Annotated in this window: 12 protein-coding genes; 7 read left to right on the top strand and 5 right to left on the bottom strand. The window is 39.3% G+C overall.

Annotated features, from left to right (window positions below; all coding sequences use genetic code 11):
* Positions 1-21 precede the first annotated feature (21 nt).
* Positions 22-1,536, top strand: coding sequence for a glycoside hydrolase family 32 protein (locus tag CA2015_RS04740; RefSeq protein ID WP_048640863.1), 1,515 nt, complete (start codon positions 22-24; stop codon positions 1,534-1,536).
* 48 nt (positions 1,537-1,584) lie between these two features.
* On the opposite strand, the gene pruA is transcribed toward CA2015_RS04740, so the two are convergent.
* The 3 genes from pruA to CA2015_RS04725 form a co-directional block, all read right to left on the bottom strand.
* Positions 1,585-3,222: an L-glutamate gamma-semialdehyde dehydrogenase gene (gene pruA, locus CA2015_RS04735; protein WP_048640862.1), complete on the bottom strand. Its 1,638-nt coding sequence runs from the start codon at positions 3,220-3,222 to the stop codon at positions 1,585-1,587.
* 79 nt (positions 3,223-3,301) lie between these two features.
* Entirely contained in the window at positions 3,302-3,997 is a 696-nt protein-coding gene (locus tag CA2015_RS04730; protein ID WP_048640861.1) for a YjjG family noncanonical pyrimidine nucleotidase, read from the bottom strand.
* Between the two features lie 6 nt (positions 3,998-4,003).
* Positions 4,004-4,387 carry an ArsR/SmtB family transcription factor gene (locus CA2015_RS04725; RefSeq protein WP_048640860.1) on the bottom strand — a complete coding sequence of 128 codons (384 nt, stop codon included), beginning with the start codon at positions 4,385-4,387 and terminating at the stop codon, positions 4,004-4,006.
* Positions 4,388-4,534: 147 nt separating this feature from the next.
* Here CA2015_RS04725 and CA2015_RS04720 point away from each other — a divergent pair, with 147 nt between their 5' ends.
* The 5 genes from CA2015_RS04720 (at position 4,535) to CA2015_RS04700 (ending at position 11,393) form a co-directional block, all read left to right on the top strand.
* Entirely contained in the window at positions 4,535-5,179 is a 645-nt protein-coding gene (locus tag CA2015_RS04720) for a carboxypeptidase-like regulatory domain-containing protein (protein WP_048640859.1), read from the top strand.
* A 122-nt stretch (positions 5,180-5,301) separates the two neighbouring features.
* A complete protein-coding gene (gene pafA, locus CA2015_RS04715) occupies positions 5,302-6,942 on the top strand; it encodes an alkaline phosphatase PafA (protein WP_048640858.1) in 1,641 nt (546 codons plus the stop codon).
* A 511-nt stretch (positions 6,943-7,453) separates the two neighbouring features.
* The gene (locus CA2015_RS04710) at positions 7,454-9,118 is read left to right on the top strand and encodes a BF3164 family lipoprotein (protein WP_048640857.1); all 1,665 of its coding nucleotides are present in this window, start codon (positions 7,454-7,456) and stop codon (positions 9,116-9,118) included.
* A 68-nt stretch (positions 9,119-9,186) separates the two neighbouring features.
* Positions 9,187-10,314, top strand: coding sequence for a BF3164 family lipoprotein (locus CA2015_RS04705; protein ID WP_048640856.1), 1,128 nt, complete (start codon positions 9,187-9,189; stop codon positions 10,312-10,314).
* Between the two features lie 5 nt (positions 10,315-10,319).
* Complete coding sequence (locus CA2015_RS04700; RefSeq protein WP_048640855.1) at positions 10,320-11,393, top strand: BF3164 family lipoprotein; 1,074 nt, start codon at positions 10,320-10,322, stop codon at positions 11,391-11,393.
* A gap of 143 nt (positions 11,394-11,536) precedes the next feature.
* Here the strand turns inward: CA2015_RS04700 and CA2015_RS04695 are convergent, their stop codons facing one another.
* Both CA2015_RS04695 and CA2015_RS04690 read right to left on the bottom strand, forming a co-directional pair.
* Entirely contained in the window at positions 11,537-11,914 is a 378-nt protein-coding gene (locus CA2015_RS04695) for a nuclear transport factor 2 family protein (protein ID WP_048640854.1), read from the bottom strand.
* 2,117 nt (positions 11,915-14,031) lie between these two features.
* Entirely contained in the window at positions 14,032-16,425 is a 2,394-nt protein-coding gene (locus CA2015_RS04690) for a glycoside hydrolase family 95 protein (protein WP_240477927.1), read from the bottom strand.
* 235 nt (positions 16,426-16,660) lie between these two features.
* Here CA2015_RS04690 and htpG point away from each other — a divergent pair, with 235 nt between their 5' ends.
* Positions 16,661-18,544: a molecular chaperone HtpG gene (gene htpG, locus CA2015_RS04685; protein WP_048640852.1), complete on the top strand. Its 1,884-nt coding sequence runs from the start codon at positions 16,661-16,663 to the stop codon at positions 18,542-18,544.
* The last annotated feature ends 184 nt before the right edge of the window (positions 18,545-18,728 follow it).

The following is an 18,728-nucleotide window of genomic DNA, read 5'->3' as shown; positions in this document are numbered from 1 at the left end:
AATCATTTAAATACATGTATTATGAAAGGAGTTAAGCAGATTCTAGCATTGTCTTTTATTGTAATGATCGGATTTTCTTGCCAAACCAAAACCAAAGAGGAGGCTGTTTCGGAGATTTCTACTTTCAACGAATACAATGAGCCATTCAGGTCTCAGTTTCATTTCAGTCCCCCAGCCAATTGGATGAATGATCCCAATGGTATGGTTTTCCACAAAGGAGAATACCACCTTTTTTACCAGTACTATCCAGATAGCAATGTTTGGGGTCCTATGCATTGGGGACATGCAACCTCTAAAAATCTTGTGGAGTGGGAAAATTTGCCCTTTGCCATAGCTCCGGATAGCCTAGGATGGATTTTTTCTGGTTCTGCTGTGTTTGATAGTGAAAATAGCAGTGGTTTAGGTACTGCTGAGAACCCACCTTTGGTTGCCATCTACACCTATCATGATAATGTAAAAGGAGATGCCGGAAGGATTGATTTTCAGACCCAGGGCATTGCCTACAGTCTGGATGATGGTGTTACCTGGGATAAATTCAAGGGTAATCCTGTTCTCGCCAATCCGGGAATTAAGGATTTCAGAGATCCCAAAGTGACTAAAGTCGAGATTGAAGGCAAGACAGCTTGGATAATGTCATTGGCGGTAAAGGATAAAATAAGCTTTTATTCATCCCCCAATCTAATAGAATGGACCCATGAAAGTGATTTTAACCCTGCTTGGGCTGCGTATGGCGGTGTTTGGGAATGTCCGGATCTATTTCCTTTGACAAGCCCAGAAGGAGATCAAAAATGGATTTTATTGGTAAGCATTAATCCTGGTGGACCAAACGGGGGATCGGCGACCCAGTATTTTGTCGGCGATTTTGATGGGGAAAGCTTTACTACCAATCAGAAAGATATAAAATGGTTAGATCATGGGACAGACAATTATGCCGGGGTGACCTGGTCCAATGTTCCTGATTCGGATGGGCGTAAACTATTTATCGGTTGGATGAGTAATTGGGACTATGCACAAGTAGTACCTACAGAAGTTTGGCGTTCAGCTATGACTTTTCCAAGAACTTTGTCCTTGTACAGGGAAGGGGAAGAACTATGGCTGGCCTCTAATCCCGTGAAAGAGTTGGAGCAATTAAGGGATCAGCCTTCTGTTGTAAAAGGGGTGAAAGTAGTACTTGAAAATGAACTGTTAGAGATTTCTCTTAAACCAAAAGCAGGTGATTTCTCGGCCACTTTTGAAAATGAGTATGGAGAAATTCTAGTTATCGGTAAAAGAGCAGATGAGTTATTTATTGACAGAAGGAATTCAGGTCTTACGGACTTTAAGGATGGTTTTGCTTCGGTAATGACTGCCCCGCTCAATGAACTTAAAATAAATGAGCTAAGGATACTTTTGGACCGGTCCTCTGTTGAGGTATTTGTCAATGATGGAGCTCTTGCAATGACAGCCTTGGTTTTTCCTGAACATGGCTATTCCGATCTTTTATTAGATGGCTTTGAAGCAGAGAACAAGCTTTATTCACTTAAAAGTATATGGTAAAAGAAAAAGGCATTACTGTTTTACAAGTAATGCCTTTTTCTTTGTGTATCATTTTTCTGATTCCAGGAATGGATACCTATAATCTGTGGCACTGACAAAGGTTTCTTTAATGGTTCTTGGAGAAACCCACCTAAGTAAATTAATCATTGAGCCTGCTTTGTCATTTGTTCCCGAGGCCCTTGATCCTCCGAAAGGCTGTTGGCCCACGACGGCGCCTGTAGGCTTGTCATTGATGTAGAAGTTGCCCGCAGCGTGTCGAAGTTTACTGGTAGCCATTTCTACAGCATACCTGTCTTTGGAGAAGATTGCACCGGTGAGGGCATAGGGAGAGCTTTGGTCCACCAGCTCCAGTGCTTCTTCAAAATGGTTGGCCTGATAAACATAGATGGTCAGGACTGGACCGAAAATCTCTTCTACCATGGTTTTGTACATAGGATCATGCACTAAGATCACGGTAGGCTCAATAAAAAAGCCTTTGGTTTTATCACAATTTCCTCCGGCAAGTATTTCTACATTCGGAGCAGTTTTGGCAGCTTCGATATAGCCACTTATTTTATCAAAAGCTTTTTCATCAATTACAGCATTGATGAAATTACCAAAATCTTCAGTTCCTCCCATTTTCATGGAAGCAAGGTCTTCTAGTAAATATTCTTTTACGGACTCCCAAAGATTAGAGGGGATATAAGCCCTGGAGGCTGCACTACATTTCTGTCCTTGAAACTCAAAAGCTCCACGGCTCAATGCTGTGGCCAATGCTTTTGGGTCAGCAGATTTATGAGCAATTACAAAGTCTTTACCACCTGTCTCTCCGACTATTCTCGGATAGGTTTTATACTTGGAAATATTATTTCCAATAAGTTTCCATAGGAATTGAAAAACTCCTGTAGATCCGGTGAAATGAAGTCCCGCAAAATCAGGATGCGAAAATACTACATCACCTGCATCAGGGCCTTCCACATAGATCAGATTGATTACCCCATCAGGCAAACCTGCTTCCTTAAAAACCTCCATCAATACCTTGGCAGAGTAAATCTGAGTTTCGGCAGGTTTCCAAACCACCGTATTCCCCATCATGGCTGGTGCGGTGGGTAGATTCCCTGCTATGGCTGTGAAGTTGAAGGGAGTAATGGCAAAAACAAAGCCTTCCAAAGGCCTTTGCTCTAATCTATTCCAGACCCCATTTCCACTAATAGGAGGTTGTTGGGCATAGATCTCTGTCATGAATTTGACATTGAACCTCAAGAAATCTATCAATTCACAGGCCGCATCTATTTCTGCCTGATAGGCATTTTTCGATTGCCCAAGCATGGTTGCGGCATTGATTTTATCACGGTAGGGACCTGCTAGCAGGTCTGCAATTTTTAGAAATATAGCAGCTCTTTGTTCCCATTGCATGTTTTCCCAGGCAGGTTTGGCTCCTAGGGCTGCATTTATGGCTTGTGTGACATGTCCTTTGTCTCCGGAGTGGAATTGCCCAATTTGGTGCTGTCTATCATGTGGAGGGTAGATAGCGGTAGTCGTTCCGGTTTTTACTTCTTCACTCCCGATATACATCGGAATATCTACTACTTGGTCACGAGCTGCTTTTAAGGCAGCCTGTAAAGAACCCCTCTCCTTGGATCCCGGAGCATAATTTCTGACGGGTTCATTGCTTGGTTCTGGTACATTAAAAAAGCCTTTTAGCATAATAGTATGGTGTTTTAATTTTCAATCTGCTTATAACTCAAATATACAAAATATCGATGGCTTAGCAGAATTGAGCTGTTTATAGAATTGTAGTGAGTTCTGATAAGTGATTTATAGTATAGGTAGGGCTAATTTTACTCTCGGTCTTTAATGGATTGTAAAAAACCTGATCGATTTCGGCATTTTGAGCTCCTTGAATGTCTGATAGAGGATTGTCACCTATCATCAGGCAGTTTATTGCCTCAGTTTTAAGTTGGAGCATGGCATGGTCAAAAATTCTTTTGTCAGGCTTTCTAAATCCGGAGTTTTCCGAAGTGACGATTAAATCAAAATAACTATCCAGTTTGGAGGATTTTAGTTTATTGTACTGGCTTTGGTTGAAGCCATTGGTAATGATATGTAACTCATACCTTGATTTCAGATAGTCTAAAGTTTCGAAAGCATGATCCATTACTTTTGGCTTGGAGGATGTCCGCAAAATAAACTCCTCTTCTAGCTCTTTTGGTATTTTTGAGACGCTAAGTTTTGCTCTAGTGAAAACTTCTTTGAAACGCATGGCCCTGAGTTCGTCTTTGTCTACTACTCCCTTGTTGAATTGTTCCCAGAGGATATGATTGGTTATTTGAAAAGCGTCAAAAAACAATTCGAAATCAGGATTGCCTAAACTTCCTAAATTAAAATCAATAAACAATTCTGACAAGGAGTCTCTGACATTGCTGTCATAATCCCATAGGGTGTGGTCGAGATCAAAAAATAGATGCTTGTATTTTCTCACTATTTATTATTTTCTGTATGGATTGTTTTCAAATTTATTGATGGCCAATTCTCTGTTGGAATACAATATCTCATAAACCTCCTGATCACGGAGAAGGTTTTGATCCTTTTTAATAAATTTCAAAATTTGATTTAGAATTTCGTGTGCTTCATCCAAAACATAGTAAAAGGTCCATTGATCTTTTTTCTTGCTACCAATTAGTCCTGCATTTTTCAAATAAGTTACGTGGCGACTTGTTTTTGTTTGGGTGAATTCCAAAATATGCTCTAGGTCTGAAATACATAATTCCTGGTTTTGCATGAGTAGATGCAGGATACGTACCCTGGACTCCTCGGAAAGGGCTTTGAAGACCCGCATTCCGTAGTTTAAACTTATGTTTTTTAACCGCATTTAATTAACTTTAACAAATAAATCGGTTTGAAGTTAATGAATTCAAAAGTAATTCGCTTAATATCGTGTGATCATTGATCTTATTTAGAAATGTCAGAAATTTCGTGTTAATATATCGGGAGAATTTCCTCGAATAAAATTGTAAAAGTGAGACAAAGGCTAATCCTATTATTTGTTGTTTTATTAGGGCTTTTGGGAAATTCAGTAGATGTCTTTTCTCAGGAAACCAAGGATAAAAAAGTAATTCAGTTTTCAGGGATCATTCTGAATGCAGACAGTACCACCGCCATACCAGGTGTGAACATTTACGTGCCTAAAAAAGGGCGAGGAACCAGTAGTAACAGGTTTGGTTATTTTTCTATGCCAGTCCTTGCAGGAGACAGTATAGTGTTCTCTTATATTGGACTGAAAAGACAAACCGTCACAATACCTGAAGACATGGAAAAGGATGAAGTGAGTTATATCCTTACCATGGTCCAAGATGAAATAGCGCTTCAGGAAGTTCAGGTAATGCCTTACCCTACAGAGGAAGAGTTTAAAAATGCAATATTGGCAGTGAATATAGATGCTGCACCACCTTTAAATAGAGGTAACTTAAGTCCTCAATTGCTGTTGCGTTGGGCTGCAGACATGCCAGCTTCAGGCAATGAGAATTTTAGGCAATTTACCAACCAACAGACCCAACAGACTATGGATCGCTATGGTCCAAGGCCTATGCCTTTGCTCAATCCATTTGCTTGGGCGCAGTTTATCAAATCCATAAAAAATGGAGACCTAAAGAACAAAGACTAATTATTGAGGTTTAAAACTTTTTTCTTCCGTTTATCCCAATTTTGATCATTAATGATATTGTTTACCCTCATTAGGTTTGCAAAAAGGTATATTTACAGGCGAAATTTTAAATTATAGACCATATGAAAAGATTGATAATCTTGGGATGCTTATTGTTTTCCCAATTCAGTTTTGCTCAAGAATATTCCGCAAGGGAAGTAGAGCGACCTAAGTTAGTGGTAGGAATTGTTGTGGATCAAATGCGACAGGAATATTTTTACAGATTTCACGACAGGTATGTTGAAGGTGGATTAAAGCGATTGATGCATGATGGTTTCATGATGCAGAATGGTCATTACAATTATATCCCTACCTATACCGGACCGGGTCATGCTTCAGTCTATACCGGAGCCACTCCCGCAACCCATGGTATCATAGGTAATAACTGGTACATCCGTGCTAAGGATGATGATATTTATTGTGCAGAAGACCAAACAGTCACAGCTGTAGGTGGAAGTGAAAGCAGTGGAAAGATCTCTCCTAGAAACTTATTGAGTAGCACCATTACAGATGAATTAAGGTTTGCCACTGGTAAGCGTTCTAAGGTAGTAGGGGTAGCGATTAAGGATAGAGGCGCGGCCCTACCTGCCGGCCATTTGGGAGATGCCTATTGGTATGACGGCAAAACAGGTGGTTTTATGACTTCCAGTTATTACCACGAAGAATTGCCTTCTTGGGTTAAAGAATTCAACAATAGAAAACTTGTGTCCAAATATTTGGATCAGACTTGGGGAACACTTTTCCCAATAGAAACCTATGTACAAGGAGCTGCGGATGATAACGAATTTGAATCTCCATTTAAAGGCAAAGACAGACCTACATTTCCTTATGATCTGAAAAAATTACAGAAGGACAATGGCGGTTTGGGCATGATCAGTTCTACTCCTTTTGGAAATACCTTTACCGTTGAAATGGCTTTAGCAGCCATAGAGGGAGAACAATTGGGAAATAGAGGAGAAACTGATTTTCTTGCAGTTAGCTTTTCTACACCCGATTATATAGGTCATAGATTTGGCCCTCAAGCCATAGAGGTGGAGGACAATTACCTAAGATTAGACAGGGATTTGGCTAGGTTTTTTGACTATTTGGACAAAGAAATTGGTAAAGGACAATACCTTGTATTCCTTACAGCTGATCACGGTGTAGCCGATGTGGTTAACTACATGAAAAGTGAAAGGATGTCTTCAGGAAGTTTGAATACTAAAACAATGATGACTGAATTGACGGATTTCGTTAATCAAAAATATGGACAAGGAGATTGGATTTCTAATTTCTCAAATCAGCAAATTTTCCTAAACAGGGAGTTGATTGCAGAAAAAGAACTTTCTCTGGAAGCTGTTCAAAAAGAGGTAGCGAACTTTATCCTGAAGTTTGATGGGGTTAAAGAGACCTACATTGCAGAAGATTTAAAAAGGTATGAATATACCACTGGATTTAAGCACTTGTTACAAATGGGCTATAACCATAAATCTTCAGGTGATGTAATGGTGATTATGGAGCCAGCTTGGCTCGCCAATGCCGGTAAAGGCACGACCCATGGTACTGGTTATACTTATGACACCAATGTTCCTATCGTGTTTTATGGTTGGGGTGTAAAACCAGGTAGCAGTAGTAGGTATGCGACCATTACAGATATTGCACCAACTTTATCCATGATGTTAAAAACCAGAATTCCAAACGGAGCTACTGGTCAACCTATCGTTGAAATTGTAGATGCAAAATAATTCTTTGAATTAACTTATTCTATTGAAAATGCCTGGCTTAAAGTCAGGCATTTTTTTTGGACAATTGTGAATGATTTTTTTAGCCCGGATTCGAAGGCATAGAAAAATGTAACCAAATGCCCCTGACTTGAAAGATTTCGCCCTTCCAGGGCTCACTGCTAGGAGTAGATTGCATCTACTCCTTCTTATTAAGAAGATTGATCGAATAAAGGACCTTCCACGGGTGAAAAGCCGTGATTGTAGTTTTTGAATGCTTTTCTAAGTTGGAATTCGCAATTGGCTGTTTTTAAATCCTTGTAATAAAACCACTTAATGATTTTCTACTTCAATAATTTTTAATAAATTAGTTGGAGTTGTTTTTCCTCATCGGGGTCCCTTCAATTAAAGTGAAGTATAAAAGCTATACAAATTAACCCTTTATTTAAAGAAATTGGAGTTTGATGAAATGTGTATGCACCCCCATTCTAATTGTACTATATACATAGGGTTTAAATTTTAAAACAAGTTTTTAATGTTCAAATATTTAAAAAACTACGGTCTAAGCATCGCTATTTTCCTTTCAGCTCTTTTTCTTCTTTCTTGTCAATCCAATGATTCTTCAAAGAAGTTGATCAGGGAACTCCCAGATTCAGGGAGCTTGATATCCAAAGAAATAGCGATGGACAGTACAGTGCTGATTCCTTCCAAAATACTGGTGTATCCTGACAAGGCGGTTATTCTAGACAATGGCAAAGAATCCTTGTTTAAGGTTTTCAGTTTGCCTGACTTTTCTCTCCTTTACAGTTTTGGTAAACTAGGAGAAGGACCTGATGAATTTAGTTATGTGAATGTAAATTCTTTACAAGAAAAGGGAGATGATATGGTGGTCGTCTCTGGTACAAAGCTCAGAAAAATTAGGATGGAAGAGGAGGGGGCAGTTATGGGGGAAAGTGTGAAACTATTCAAGTCCAATTCCGGCCCCGTGAACAGGCTGCTTATGCTCAATGACTCCACCTATATATGTGATATTTTTGATGCTATACCAGGAGGGCCGGAATACCAAATGGTAAACCTGCTTAGTGCTAAAGAAGTAGCCACATTTGGTAAATATCCCGAACAATCTACAAACCAGGGTAGTGGTGAAGGTAACCTATATCAGGATTTTGGAAAATCAACCGTGATCAATCCAAAAGACGGGAGGTTGGCTGCATTTTACTTTTCACAAAATCAAATCAAGTTTTATAATCCCAAGGGAGAATTATTGAAGGAAATAGGCGTTGAAGCACTTGAAAAACCAGTTTCTGGTGAAGAGTTGGATCTTTTTTGGGTAGAGCCTTACGCTACCGAAAATCATATTTATGTGATGTTTGTAGGTAAACCTAAAAGTGAGATAATGGAAGAATTTGAGACATTCCGGCCCCATATGGAAATCTGGGATTGGGAAGGAAACCTATTGGAACGTTATACGATGGATCAATTCCTCACTAGCTATGCTGTTTCAGAAAAACGGCAAAAAATATACGGATTTTCTTATTTTAAAGAAGGTGTACTTTTCGAGTACAACCTAAAAGATGCTGTGAGATCCAGTCCCCTTATTGGTAAAAATCAAAAAGGGACTTCCCCAGAGAAAGACAAAAAAACTGAAAAGCAAGATCAGATTATCGACCCTAATAGTGAAATCATTGCTGAGAACGATTATTACAAAATGAAATTACCAGTAGGGTGGAATTATACTGCTGTAAGAGGGGAAGTGAAAAAAGACTACTATGAAAGTGACGAAATGTACATAAACAAGGCTACTTTCAAGAGTCCAAAACGGGAAGAAAAGTCCTTTTGCGGAGATGCTTCACTTCAGGTAAAAATTTTATTTCCTAAAGAAGCGGCTTTGGATATAGGGAGCCATTTGGATAAAATGGTAGCTGATTATCGGTCCAATTCAAGTTTGATTGACCTTAAGGTAAAAGAAATAGGTAGTGATGAAAAATCTAAAAGTTATAGGTTAAATTATACTAACCAGCTAGTTGATTCCAAAGGTGTTAAATATACTCGCCAAAACGAGGTTACCCTCTTTGAAAGAGAGAATAGGATAATTCAAACCTTCTTTGGTAGCTGCGATGTATATGAGCACTATTATGAGGAGGTTCAGGAGGCCTTAGCTACGCTAACCTTGAAAGATGCCTTTCCCAATGGGGAGTAAATATTGAATTCTTGATTCTTTGTTTGTGTTTAGGGGAATTGTAAAAGATGTAATCAGCTGTGAGTGAAATGAAAAAGGTTGATTTCTTAAATAGAAAAGTTGCCACTAAAAACGGGCGCTTTCGTACAAGGTTAAAATGTAATTTTTCCCTTGTAATTATTTGCTTTATCTGGGCAACTGTATTTTGCAGTTGCAGTAGGAATAGTGGCAATACCAATAAAAAGTCATTTACTTGGGATTCCATCTCTTCACTTGAAAAGGAGCTTTTTGGTAAAAAGTATTTTATCGAGGAATTGAAAATGCCCAGTAGACTTCTTTACAAAAACGACAAGTTGTTAATCATTGAATCAGCTCCAAGGGATAGTTTTGTCCATGTTTTGGATTGGAACAGTTTGGAATATCTTTTCCTAACTGGTGCAGTTGGCTATGGACCTGGAGAAATGCCTAAGGCATGGAATCTTGAAGGAGGGACTGACCCGAACACCTTTTGGGTACATAGTTTGGAAGGAAAGCTTTTTTCGGAATATGGGCTGGAAAATGTAAATGATACCAAAGCGCTAACTCAGGTGCGACAAAAGGAAGCGTTCTACCTGGCCATGGGCATTACCTGGGCTTCTGACAGTACGTTTATGACTTTTCTAGCTCGTGGCGAGAACAAGTTTGTAGAATTCAATATCGATGGAGCACGGCTTAAAGGCTATGGCATGTGGAAAGGTTTGGTCCCTGGGGATTTTGAAGACCATGTCATTGCAGATCTGCATCAGGGGAAATTAATGGGAGACCCAATTGCAGGTAAATTCATCAAAGCCAGCATTTTAAGAGGCCATTTGGAAATTTTGGACAAGAAAAGTGGGGAGATAATAGAAATAAATGGTCCGGAAAATGCGATACCGGAATTCCAGGCAATAAATGCTGGAGCCGTTATTACTTCGGATCATCCGTTGGCCTATATGGATGCGTTTTTAGGGAAGGATCATGTTTTTGGCCTCTATTCAGGAAAAACGGACAGTGAAATTATGGCGCAAGGAAGGGGAGAAACGAATCTGTTTGTCTTTGATCTTTTAGGAAATATCAAAACCGTTTTTAAATTGAATACTCCTATAAAGTCCTTTACAGTTGACGAAGAGCGCCAGCGAATTTTTGGAATCACTACTGATATAGATCCTGGTGTGGTGGTTTTTGACTTTAACCTCTAGGTATTATGAACAATAATTTTCTGACTTTCATTGTGTTTCTAGTATTTGGCTTAGGCTGTTCTCCCTCAGCTGAGGAAAAAGGCAAGGAAGCAATAGTGATTTTTGATGAGAAAGACCTTCCTGATCCGATTGCGCTAAGAGGGAAGAAATACAATTTCCCTAACATCATAAATCCCAGATATATTTTGTGTTTAGGGGATTACTTAGTGGTAAGTGAAAAGACCAAAGATAATCTTTTGCATATCCTTGACATTAAATCCGAGAAGTACATTCGTAGCACTGGGAAAAATGGTCTTGGTCCGAGAGAAGCAACTATGGTATCTAAACTAGAGAATGCCTCTGAAAAGGAAAGCTTCTGGTGCTATGATTTAGAACAAACTATTTTTTCGAAGTACTCAGTTACCGGAGATACTTCTAAATTGGCAGATAGCCAGTTGAGATTGGGAGAAATTTTTCATTATGTAATGGATTTAACTTGGGCTTCAGATACTAGCTTATTGGTTACGATGGTGGACGGTAATGATAAATTTTTTGAGGTTTCTCTAAATGGGGATACTTTGGCTACCTATGGTAAATGGGACAGTATGTTCGAAAGAAAAGACATTCCCTACAATGTGATCAGCAGTATCCATCAGGGAAGAATAAAGGCCTCACCTGATAAACGTAAATTTATATCTGCCGGATCAAGACGAGATTTTATCGATGTATTGGATAAAGCATCAGGAAAGATACTTTCCATTAGAGGGCCTGTAGATGAAGTTCCCGAATTTGAGGTAGACTATAGTATGGGATATCCCATGGCGGCTATGAATATTAAGACACTTACCGTAAAATATTTGGATAGCTTTGCGGGAGAAAAATTAATATATGGACTCCATTTGGGGAAGAGCTTCAGGAATATTAGTGATCCAGACAAACTGAACAGAATGTTCGTTTTTGATTATCAGGGAAATATTGTAAACCAATATACCTTAGACTATCCTCTGACAAGCTTTACCGTGGATGAAGTAAACGGAATAATCTATGGGGTCAGCATCGATGAGGAACCAAATGTTGTTGCTTTCAAAATCCCGGATTAAGCATGTTAATTTTAGCAGATTTGATGCTAAGTCAATCCTTGTTGAAAAAGATGCCTTATTGTCACTTGCTAGGAGTAGATTGAATCTACTCCTTCCTATTTTTAAGGAAATTTATAAAGACATGAAATATTCAATTACCACAACTAAAACATGCCATTGTTGTTGGCTGCATCGGTAGGCACCTGTTGGATGGAATCCCAGTGTTCGCAGATTTTTCCGGCTTCATCAAATCTGAAAAAGTCCATGGTGACGTATTGGTCATTTCCTGGCCAGATCTGTCGGGTATGAAGGGCCACCAAGTCACCCTCAGCAATACAACGTAAGAATTCGATGGATTTCTCGGGGTATTCTCGCTGCATTTTATCAAAATAATCAATAAAACCCTGAGTACCATTGGCTACTGCGGGGTTGTGTTGAATGTATTCCTTACCTACATATTTTTCTACCGCCTCTTTGGGCTTTCCGAGGTAGGCCGTTTTGTAAAAGCTGATGGCGTTTTTCTTGTTTGTGTCGATGTTCATGGTTTTAGGTTTTTTGCAATGAGGATTTTATGGGTTAAATCAATCTGAAAATTCCAATATGAAACGTTTAGCTATCTCAGAGGTTTGGATTTTGTCAGCATTGTTGCAGAAAAAGAGCAACAATACCGCCAAAATCAAGGTTTGTCTACCATTTTTAACCAAGGGCTGACACCCTTGGCTGATATATTTCGCCCCGTCAGGGCTTAGTGAGGTCAAGTGAAATAAGGCGCGATCAGAGTAGGAAATTGACGTTATGATTCTGGTGGTATATTCCGATTACGGTGGGTTGATACCACAGGGTTATTGTAGTTGAGGCCCTATAGGCTTCTATATGTATTCTACAATTACGTCACATCGGCTATAATCCTTTCCTCCTATTGGTGATTTAGGGTTTGCAAAAAGCGTTACAATTAACGGAACATGGAAGGACAGCCCTATGTGGATTATATTGACTCGTAAAAAAAAATCTTCAATGAGCACATGATATTTTAGGCAATTATTGGCCTTCAAAGGTTATGGTTTTTGGAGATGGATAGCGGGGGTTAAAAAAATGAGTTAGCTCCAACAAGGAGATCCACTCATTTTTAGCCCGAAATTCAGCTCCAAAAATCAAATGATGGTAATGCAAATGACCTATTAACCCTAAGCCTTATCCATCATTTGAAATAAGATTTGACAGCCTTGATTTTTTGGTTCGTTTTTCATCAAGGAAAAATGAACAGTGAAGATAGGTGGAAATTACCTCAGCTAGTTGATATTAGGATTTAAGTTCAATTCATTTCTTAGAAAAAATGATTCAAAGGAGATTTTGTCAGCATTGTTGCAGAAAAAGAGCAACAATACCGCCAAAATCAAAGTGTGTCTACCATTTTTCACCAAGGGCTGACACCCTTGGCTGATATATTTCGCCCCGTCAGGGCTTGGTGAGGTCAAATGAAATAATGCGCGATCAGGTTAGGAAATTGAGGTTATGATTCTGGTGGTATATTCCGATTACGGTGGGTTGATACCACAGGGTTATTGTAGTTGAGGCCCTATAGGCTTCTATATGTATTCTACAATTACGTCACATCGGCTATAATCCTTTCCTACTATTGGTGATTTAGGGTTTGCAAAAAGTGTTACAATTAACGGAACATGGAAGGACAGCCCTATGTGGATTATATTGACTCGTAAAAAAAAATCTTCAATGAGCACATGATATTTTAGGCAATTATTGGCCTTCAAAGGTTATGGTTTTTGGAGATGGATAGCGGGGGTTAAAAAAATGAGTTAGCTCCAACAAGGAGATCCACTCATTTTTAGCCCGAAATTCAGCTCCAAAAATCAAATGATGGTAATGCAAATGACCTATTAACCCTAAGCCTTATCCATCATTTGAAATAAGATTTGACAGCCTTGACCTTTTTGGTTCGTTTTTGGGTCAAGCCAAAAATGAACAGTGAGGATAGGGGGTGTCTTAATCAGTTGATATTAAGGGTTTAAGGTGGTTTTATTTTTAAGAAAAACCATCATAAGAGTAGATTTTGTCAGCATTGTTGCAGAAAATGAGCAACAATACCGCCAAAATCAAGGTGTGTCTACCATTTTTCACCAAGGGCTGACACCCTTGGCTGATATATTTCGCCCCGTCAGGGCTTGGTGAGGTCAAGTGAAATAATGCGCGATCAGGTCAAGAATTAGACGTTGTGATTTTGTCAGCATTGTTGCAGAAAAAAGCAACAATACCGCCAAAATCAAGATGGCTATATATTCCGTTTACCGTGGGTTGACACCGCACGGTTATTATTGTTGAAGCCCTTCAGGCTTCTTGATGTGTTTAAAAATGACGTATCACCAGCTGGCACCCGTGACTGAAGTATTTCACCTTGTTGGGGCTTGGTGAGGTCAAGTGAAATAATGCGCGATCAGAGTAGGAAATTGACGTTATGATTTTGTCAGCATTGTTGCAGAAAAAAGCAACAATGCCGCCAAAATCAATTGGCGGTATATTCCGTTTACCGTGGGTTGACACCACACGGTTATTGTTCAGGTTCTTTATGCATTCAAAACGTCTCACAGGCTGTTGCCTGTGGAGCTGAAGCTATCACCATCAAGGTCTAACCATTTTTTAAAATTTATAAAAGAACCTGTGAAGCTCCTTTTTTCAGGTCTATTTCATATTCCTTGCCCTGACACAAAACCTTTGTTTTACCACCGGAATTGGACAGAATCGCTGCTTTTTTAAGTTTACCATCTTCCCATTCCATGCTTATTTCAAAGTTGCCCCTGGCCTTGAGTCCTTTTACTTCACCTGTGTTCCAGGCTTTAGGTAGGGCTGGTAGCAATCGGATGGTTCCTTCTTCATGTGACTGTACTAGCATTTCGGCTATGCCTGCTGTTGCGCCAAAGTTGCCTTCGATCTGGAAAATTTTACCCAGCAAGTCAAACATATTGGGAGACAATTGAGTGGCCATCATCTCATGGATATGTTCAAGTCCTTCTTCTCCCTTTTGCAAGCGCGCAAAGAAATTGATGATCCATGCCCTGCTCCATCCGGTCTGTCCGGCGCCACCGTATGTCAATCGCCTTTCAATGGTTTTCTCTGCTGCTTTAAATAATTCAGGAGTATCCTTTGTGATTTGGTTGGAAGGATACAAGGCATACAGGTGAGACATGTGTCGGTGGCCAGGTTCCACTTCTTCATAGTCTTCATACCATTCCTGAAGGGTGCCGTTTTTCCCGATTTTGATCGGTGGTAATTTGCTGGATGCTTTTTCTATGGCTGCAGTCAATTGCTTGTCTCCAATGATTTCCTCTGCTTTTAGGCAGGCATTGAAGATGTCATTGATGATTTGGATGTCCATGCTTGCAGCAGTTGTGTTTCTTGTGGCTTTACCTGTTTTTGGGTCTATATAGGCGTTTTCCGGTGAGTAAGAAGGGGAAGTTACCAATTCACCTTTTTCATTCTCCTTTAGGAAGTCCAAAATAAATTGTGCTGCACCAGCCAGGACAGGATATGCTGTCTCCTTTAAATACTCCTGGTCTTGCGTGAACTCATAATGCCTCCATAAGGACAGGGACATCCAAGCTCCTGCAAGTGGGTTGGAATAGCCATTGGTCATTTGAGAGTCCTTGGTGGATCCAGATGGAGTAGTTCTTCCAAAAGGATTGCTAACATGGTGTGCCATCCATCCGGAGGATCCGATAAATTTTTCTGCAGTTGTCTCCCCATTTTTCGCCAGTTGCTCCATGAAATTTGACAATGGAACAAAGGCCTCGGATAAGTTGGTCTGATCAGCAGGCCAGTAGTTCATTTGTAAGTTGATGTTCAGGTGGAAATCCGATTCCCAGGGAGCCCACATCTCTTTGTTCCAGATGCCTTGTAAATTGGCAGGAAGGATGGCCCTGTTGACAGAGCTGCCCATTAAAAGATACCTGCCGTATTGAAAAAACAATTCCGTAATGTGATTGTCATTGGTGCCTTCTCTTACCTGATCTAGTCGTTTGTCAGTAGGAATGGTGTCCTGAAGTGGACTTCCTAAAGATAGGGCTACTCGGTTAAACATCTCACTGTGCGCTGCAGTATGCGCCTCTTTAGCTGTGTTGTAGGCTGTTTCAAGTGCCCCTTTTAATGATTTTAAAGACTTGTCTTTTGCATCAATGTTTCTGTCAAAGTTTAGCTTGGCTAAATTATAATCCGTTGCTGCACTGACAATAACGGTATACCCTGTACTGTTTTCGACCTTAAGGGTGTTTCCATTTCCACTGATACTGCCATTGTCCAAAGTTGCCGTTATTTGGGAAGCAAATTTCATGTGCAATCCGGTTTCCCCTGAGCCGTCGACATTGTCATCATAGCCGTCAGGGTCGTCAAATACCTGACCATCTACAATAAGTATCTCACCTTCACCTATGCTTTGAACAATGTCTTTTTCTCGATCAAAACGAATAGTACTGTTTACCGGCTCTCCATCCAAACTCTCAAAACGATAAAAGATCACGTCGTATTTGTCGGAGGAAAATGCTTCCCGTAGGTATCTTTTCCCATCAATAGTGTAGGTGGAAGATACAATGCCGGTTTCCATGTCTAGGGTCCTGCGGTAATTTTCAGGAGATTTTTTATGGTCAAAAGTAACATGCAATTCCCCAAGGGGTTCATAAGACCGAATGGAAGTAGGTGAAACAGCCAGATGTTTCATTCCATAATTTAAGGCTTCTTCGTATTTACCTTCCATGTTTAATTGCTGAAAGGCCGCATAATGTTTTTGTACATCTTCGGGATAAGGGTCTTCCGGCATTCCTGCCCAAAGGCTTTCCTCATTAAGCTGAATTTGTTCCTCTTTCACCCCGCCAAAAATCATGGCGCCTAATCTCCCATTGCCTATAGGTAGTGCTTCCAGCCATTCATCGGCAGGAGAAGTGTACCAAAGCTGCATTTTTTTTGAATTGTTTGCTTTCTGTGCTTCACTTTGACAGCTTCCAAGAAACAATGTCAGGTTAATTAATAATATGAGAATAATGGAACGCATGCTCATTTGGGTTTGATGGAAAGGCATAATACTAAAATATTTTCATTCCTTTTCTAAAAATACTGTAAACGGAGTCTATATATTAGACAAGCAGAAAATTTTACAACTAGGTGTTGGTTTTTCATCTATTTCTAAGCAGGTACTGACAATTTGACATTAAAATGAGTTTGGAACAAGTCTTGATTTAAGCAAAAAGATTATAATTGACTTTGTTTAAATAAAAATAAAAAATACCATGCAGGAAAAAGGTACAATTTCGATTCACACCGAAAATATCTTCCCCATTATCAAGAAGTTCTTGTATTCTGATAATGAAATCTTTTTAAGAGAATTGGTGTCCAACTCAGTGGATGCTACACAGAAAATCAAAAGGTTGGCTACTTTAGGTCAATACAAAGGGGAATTAGGCGATCTAACCATCGATGTTAGCTTTGACAAAGATAACAAATGGATAAAAATCACTGACCGTGGTTTGGGTATGACTGCCGAGGAAATCAAAAAATACATCAATCAGATAGCCTTTTCGGGTGCTTCCGAATTTGTGGAAAAATTCAAGGATGCCAAAGATGCCAATGAGATCATAGGTAAGTTTGGTTTGGGCTTTTATTCTGCATTTATGGTGGCAGACACAGTTGTGATAGACTCATTGTCCTATCAAGAAGGTGCAGAACCTGCCAAATGGACCTGCGATGGAAGTACTGAGTTTGAAATTAGTCCGGGAGAAAGGACAGAAAGAGGAACAGAGATCACGCTTAATATCAATAGTGAATCTGAGGAATTCCTTGAAAAATTCAAACTTCAGGGTATACTAGATAAATATGCCAAATTTTTGCCTGTTCCAATTCGATTTGGTACCAAAACAGAAAGTGTAGAAGATGGTGTAGATGATAAAGGGGAAAAGAAATGGAAATCTGTAGAGGTTGACAATATCATCAACCAAACCAATCCTATTTGGACCCTATCACCAAATGATCTTACAGATGAGGATTACCTGAAATTCTACAAGGAGCTGTATCCTATGAGTGAAGACCCGCTTTTTTGGATTCACCTTAATGTGGATTATCCATTTAACCTTACAGGAGTATTGTATTTCCCTAAGGTTAAGAATGATTTTGAGCTTCAGAGAAATAAAATCAAGCTCTTTAGTCGTCAGGTGTTTATTACGGATGAAGTTAAGGACATTGTACCTGAATTTTTAATGTTGCTTCATGGGGTAATTGATTCTCCAGATATACCACTGAATGTATCTAGAAGTTTCTTGCAGGCTGATAGCAATGTTAAGAAGATCAATAACTATATCACCAAAAAGGTAGCTGACAAACTTGGGGAGCTTTATAAAAAAGACAGAAAAATTTATGAATCCAAGTGGAAAGACATTGGGCTTTTTGTGAAGTACGGAATGATTTCTGAGGACAAATTCTATGAAAAAGCCAAGGATTTTGTCTTGTTGAACAATACCAATGGAGAATATTTCACCCTTGAAGAATACAAGGAAAAAATCAAGCCTTTCCAAACTGGAAAAGATGATAAATTGATTTACCTATATGCGACTGATGCTGACAAGCAGGATGCATTTATCCAATCTGCCAATAAAAAGGACTATGACGTATTATTGATGGATTCTCCCATTGATAGTCATTTTATCCAAAATCTTGAAAGTAAATTGGAAAATGCCAGCTTGAAAAGAGTGGATGCTGATGTAGTAGATAAGTTGATTGATAAAGAGGGAGGATATGAAAATCTACTTTCAGAAGATCAGTCTAAAAAGGTGAAAGAGATTTTTGAAAAATCAATAGCCAATCAGTCCTATACTGTAGAAGTAGAAGGAGCTAGCCCTGAAGAATTGCCTGTTACGATCACTATGGATGAATTTATGCGTAGGATGAAAGACATGGCTCAAAATGGTGGAGGTATGAGCTTCTATGGAGCGATGCCAGACAATTATAAAGTTGGGATCAATGGAAACCATCCTGTAATTGATAAAATTCTAAAAACTGAAGATGAGGAAGCCCAACAAAAACTTGCTAAACAAGCATTTGATTTGGCTTTGGTTTCTCAAGGCTTGTTGACCGGAAAAGCTTTGACGGCATTCGTTAAGAGAAGTGTTGATTTGATCTAATTGAATTAAGTTTTATACACAGTGAGGAAACAAGCGTTTGATGAAAGTCAGACGCTTGTTTTTTTTAATTTCCTTGGCAGTTTTTGCAAATTTGAAGAAATGAAGTTTTTCGATGGATATATTTTGCTCCATCCATTAGATTCGGTTACAATAGGGGGCTTGATTTTAATACGTATCTGTCGCA

This window comes from Cyclobacterium amurskyense, from assembly GCF_001050135.1.
Lineage (GTDB): Bacteria > Bacteroidota > Bacteroidia > Cytophagales > Cyclobacteriaceae > Cyclobacterium > Cyclobacterium amurskyense.
This window is presented reverse-complemented; position numbering and strand designations above follow the sequence as displayed.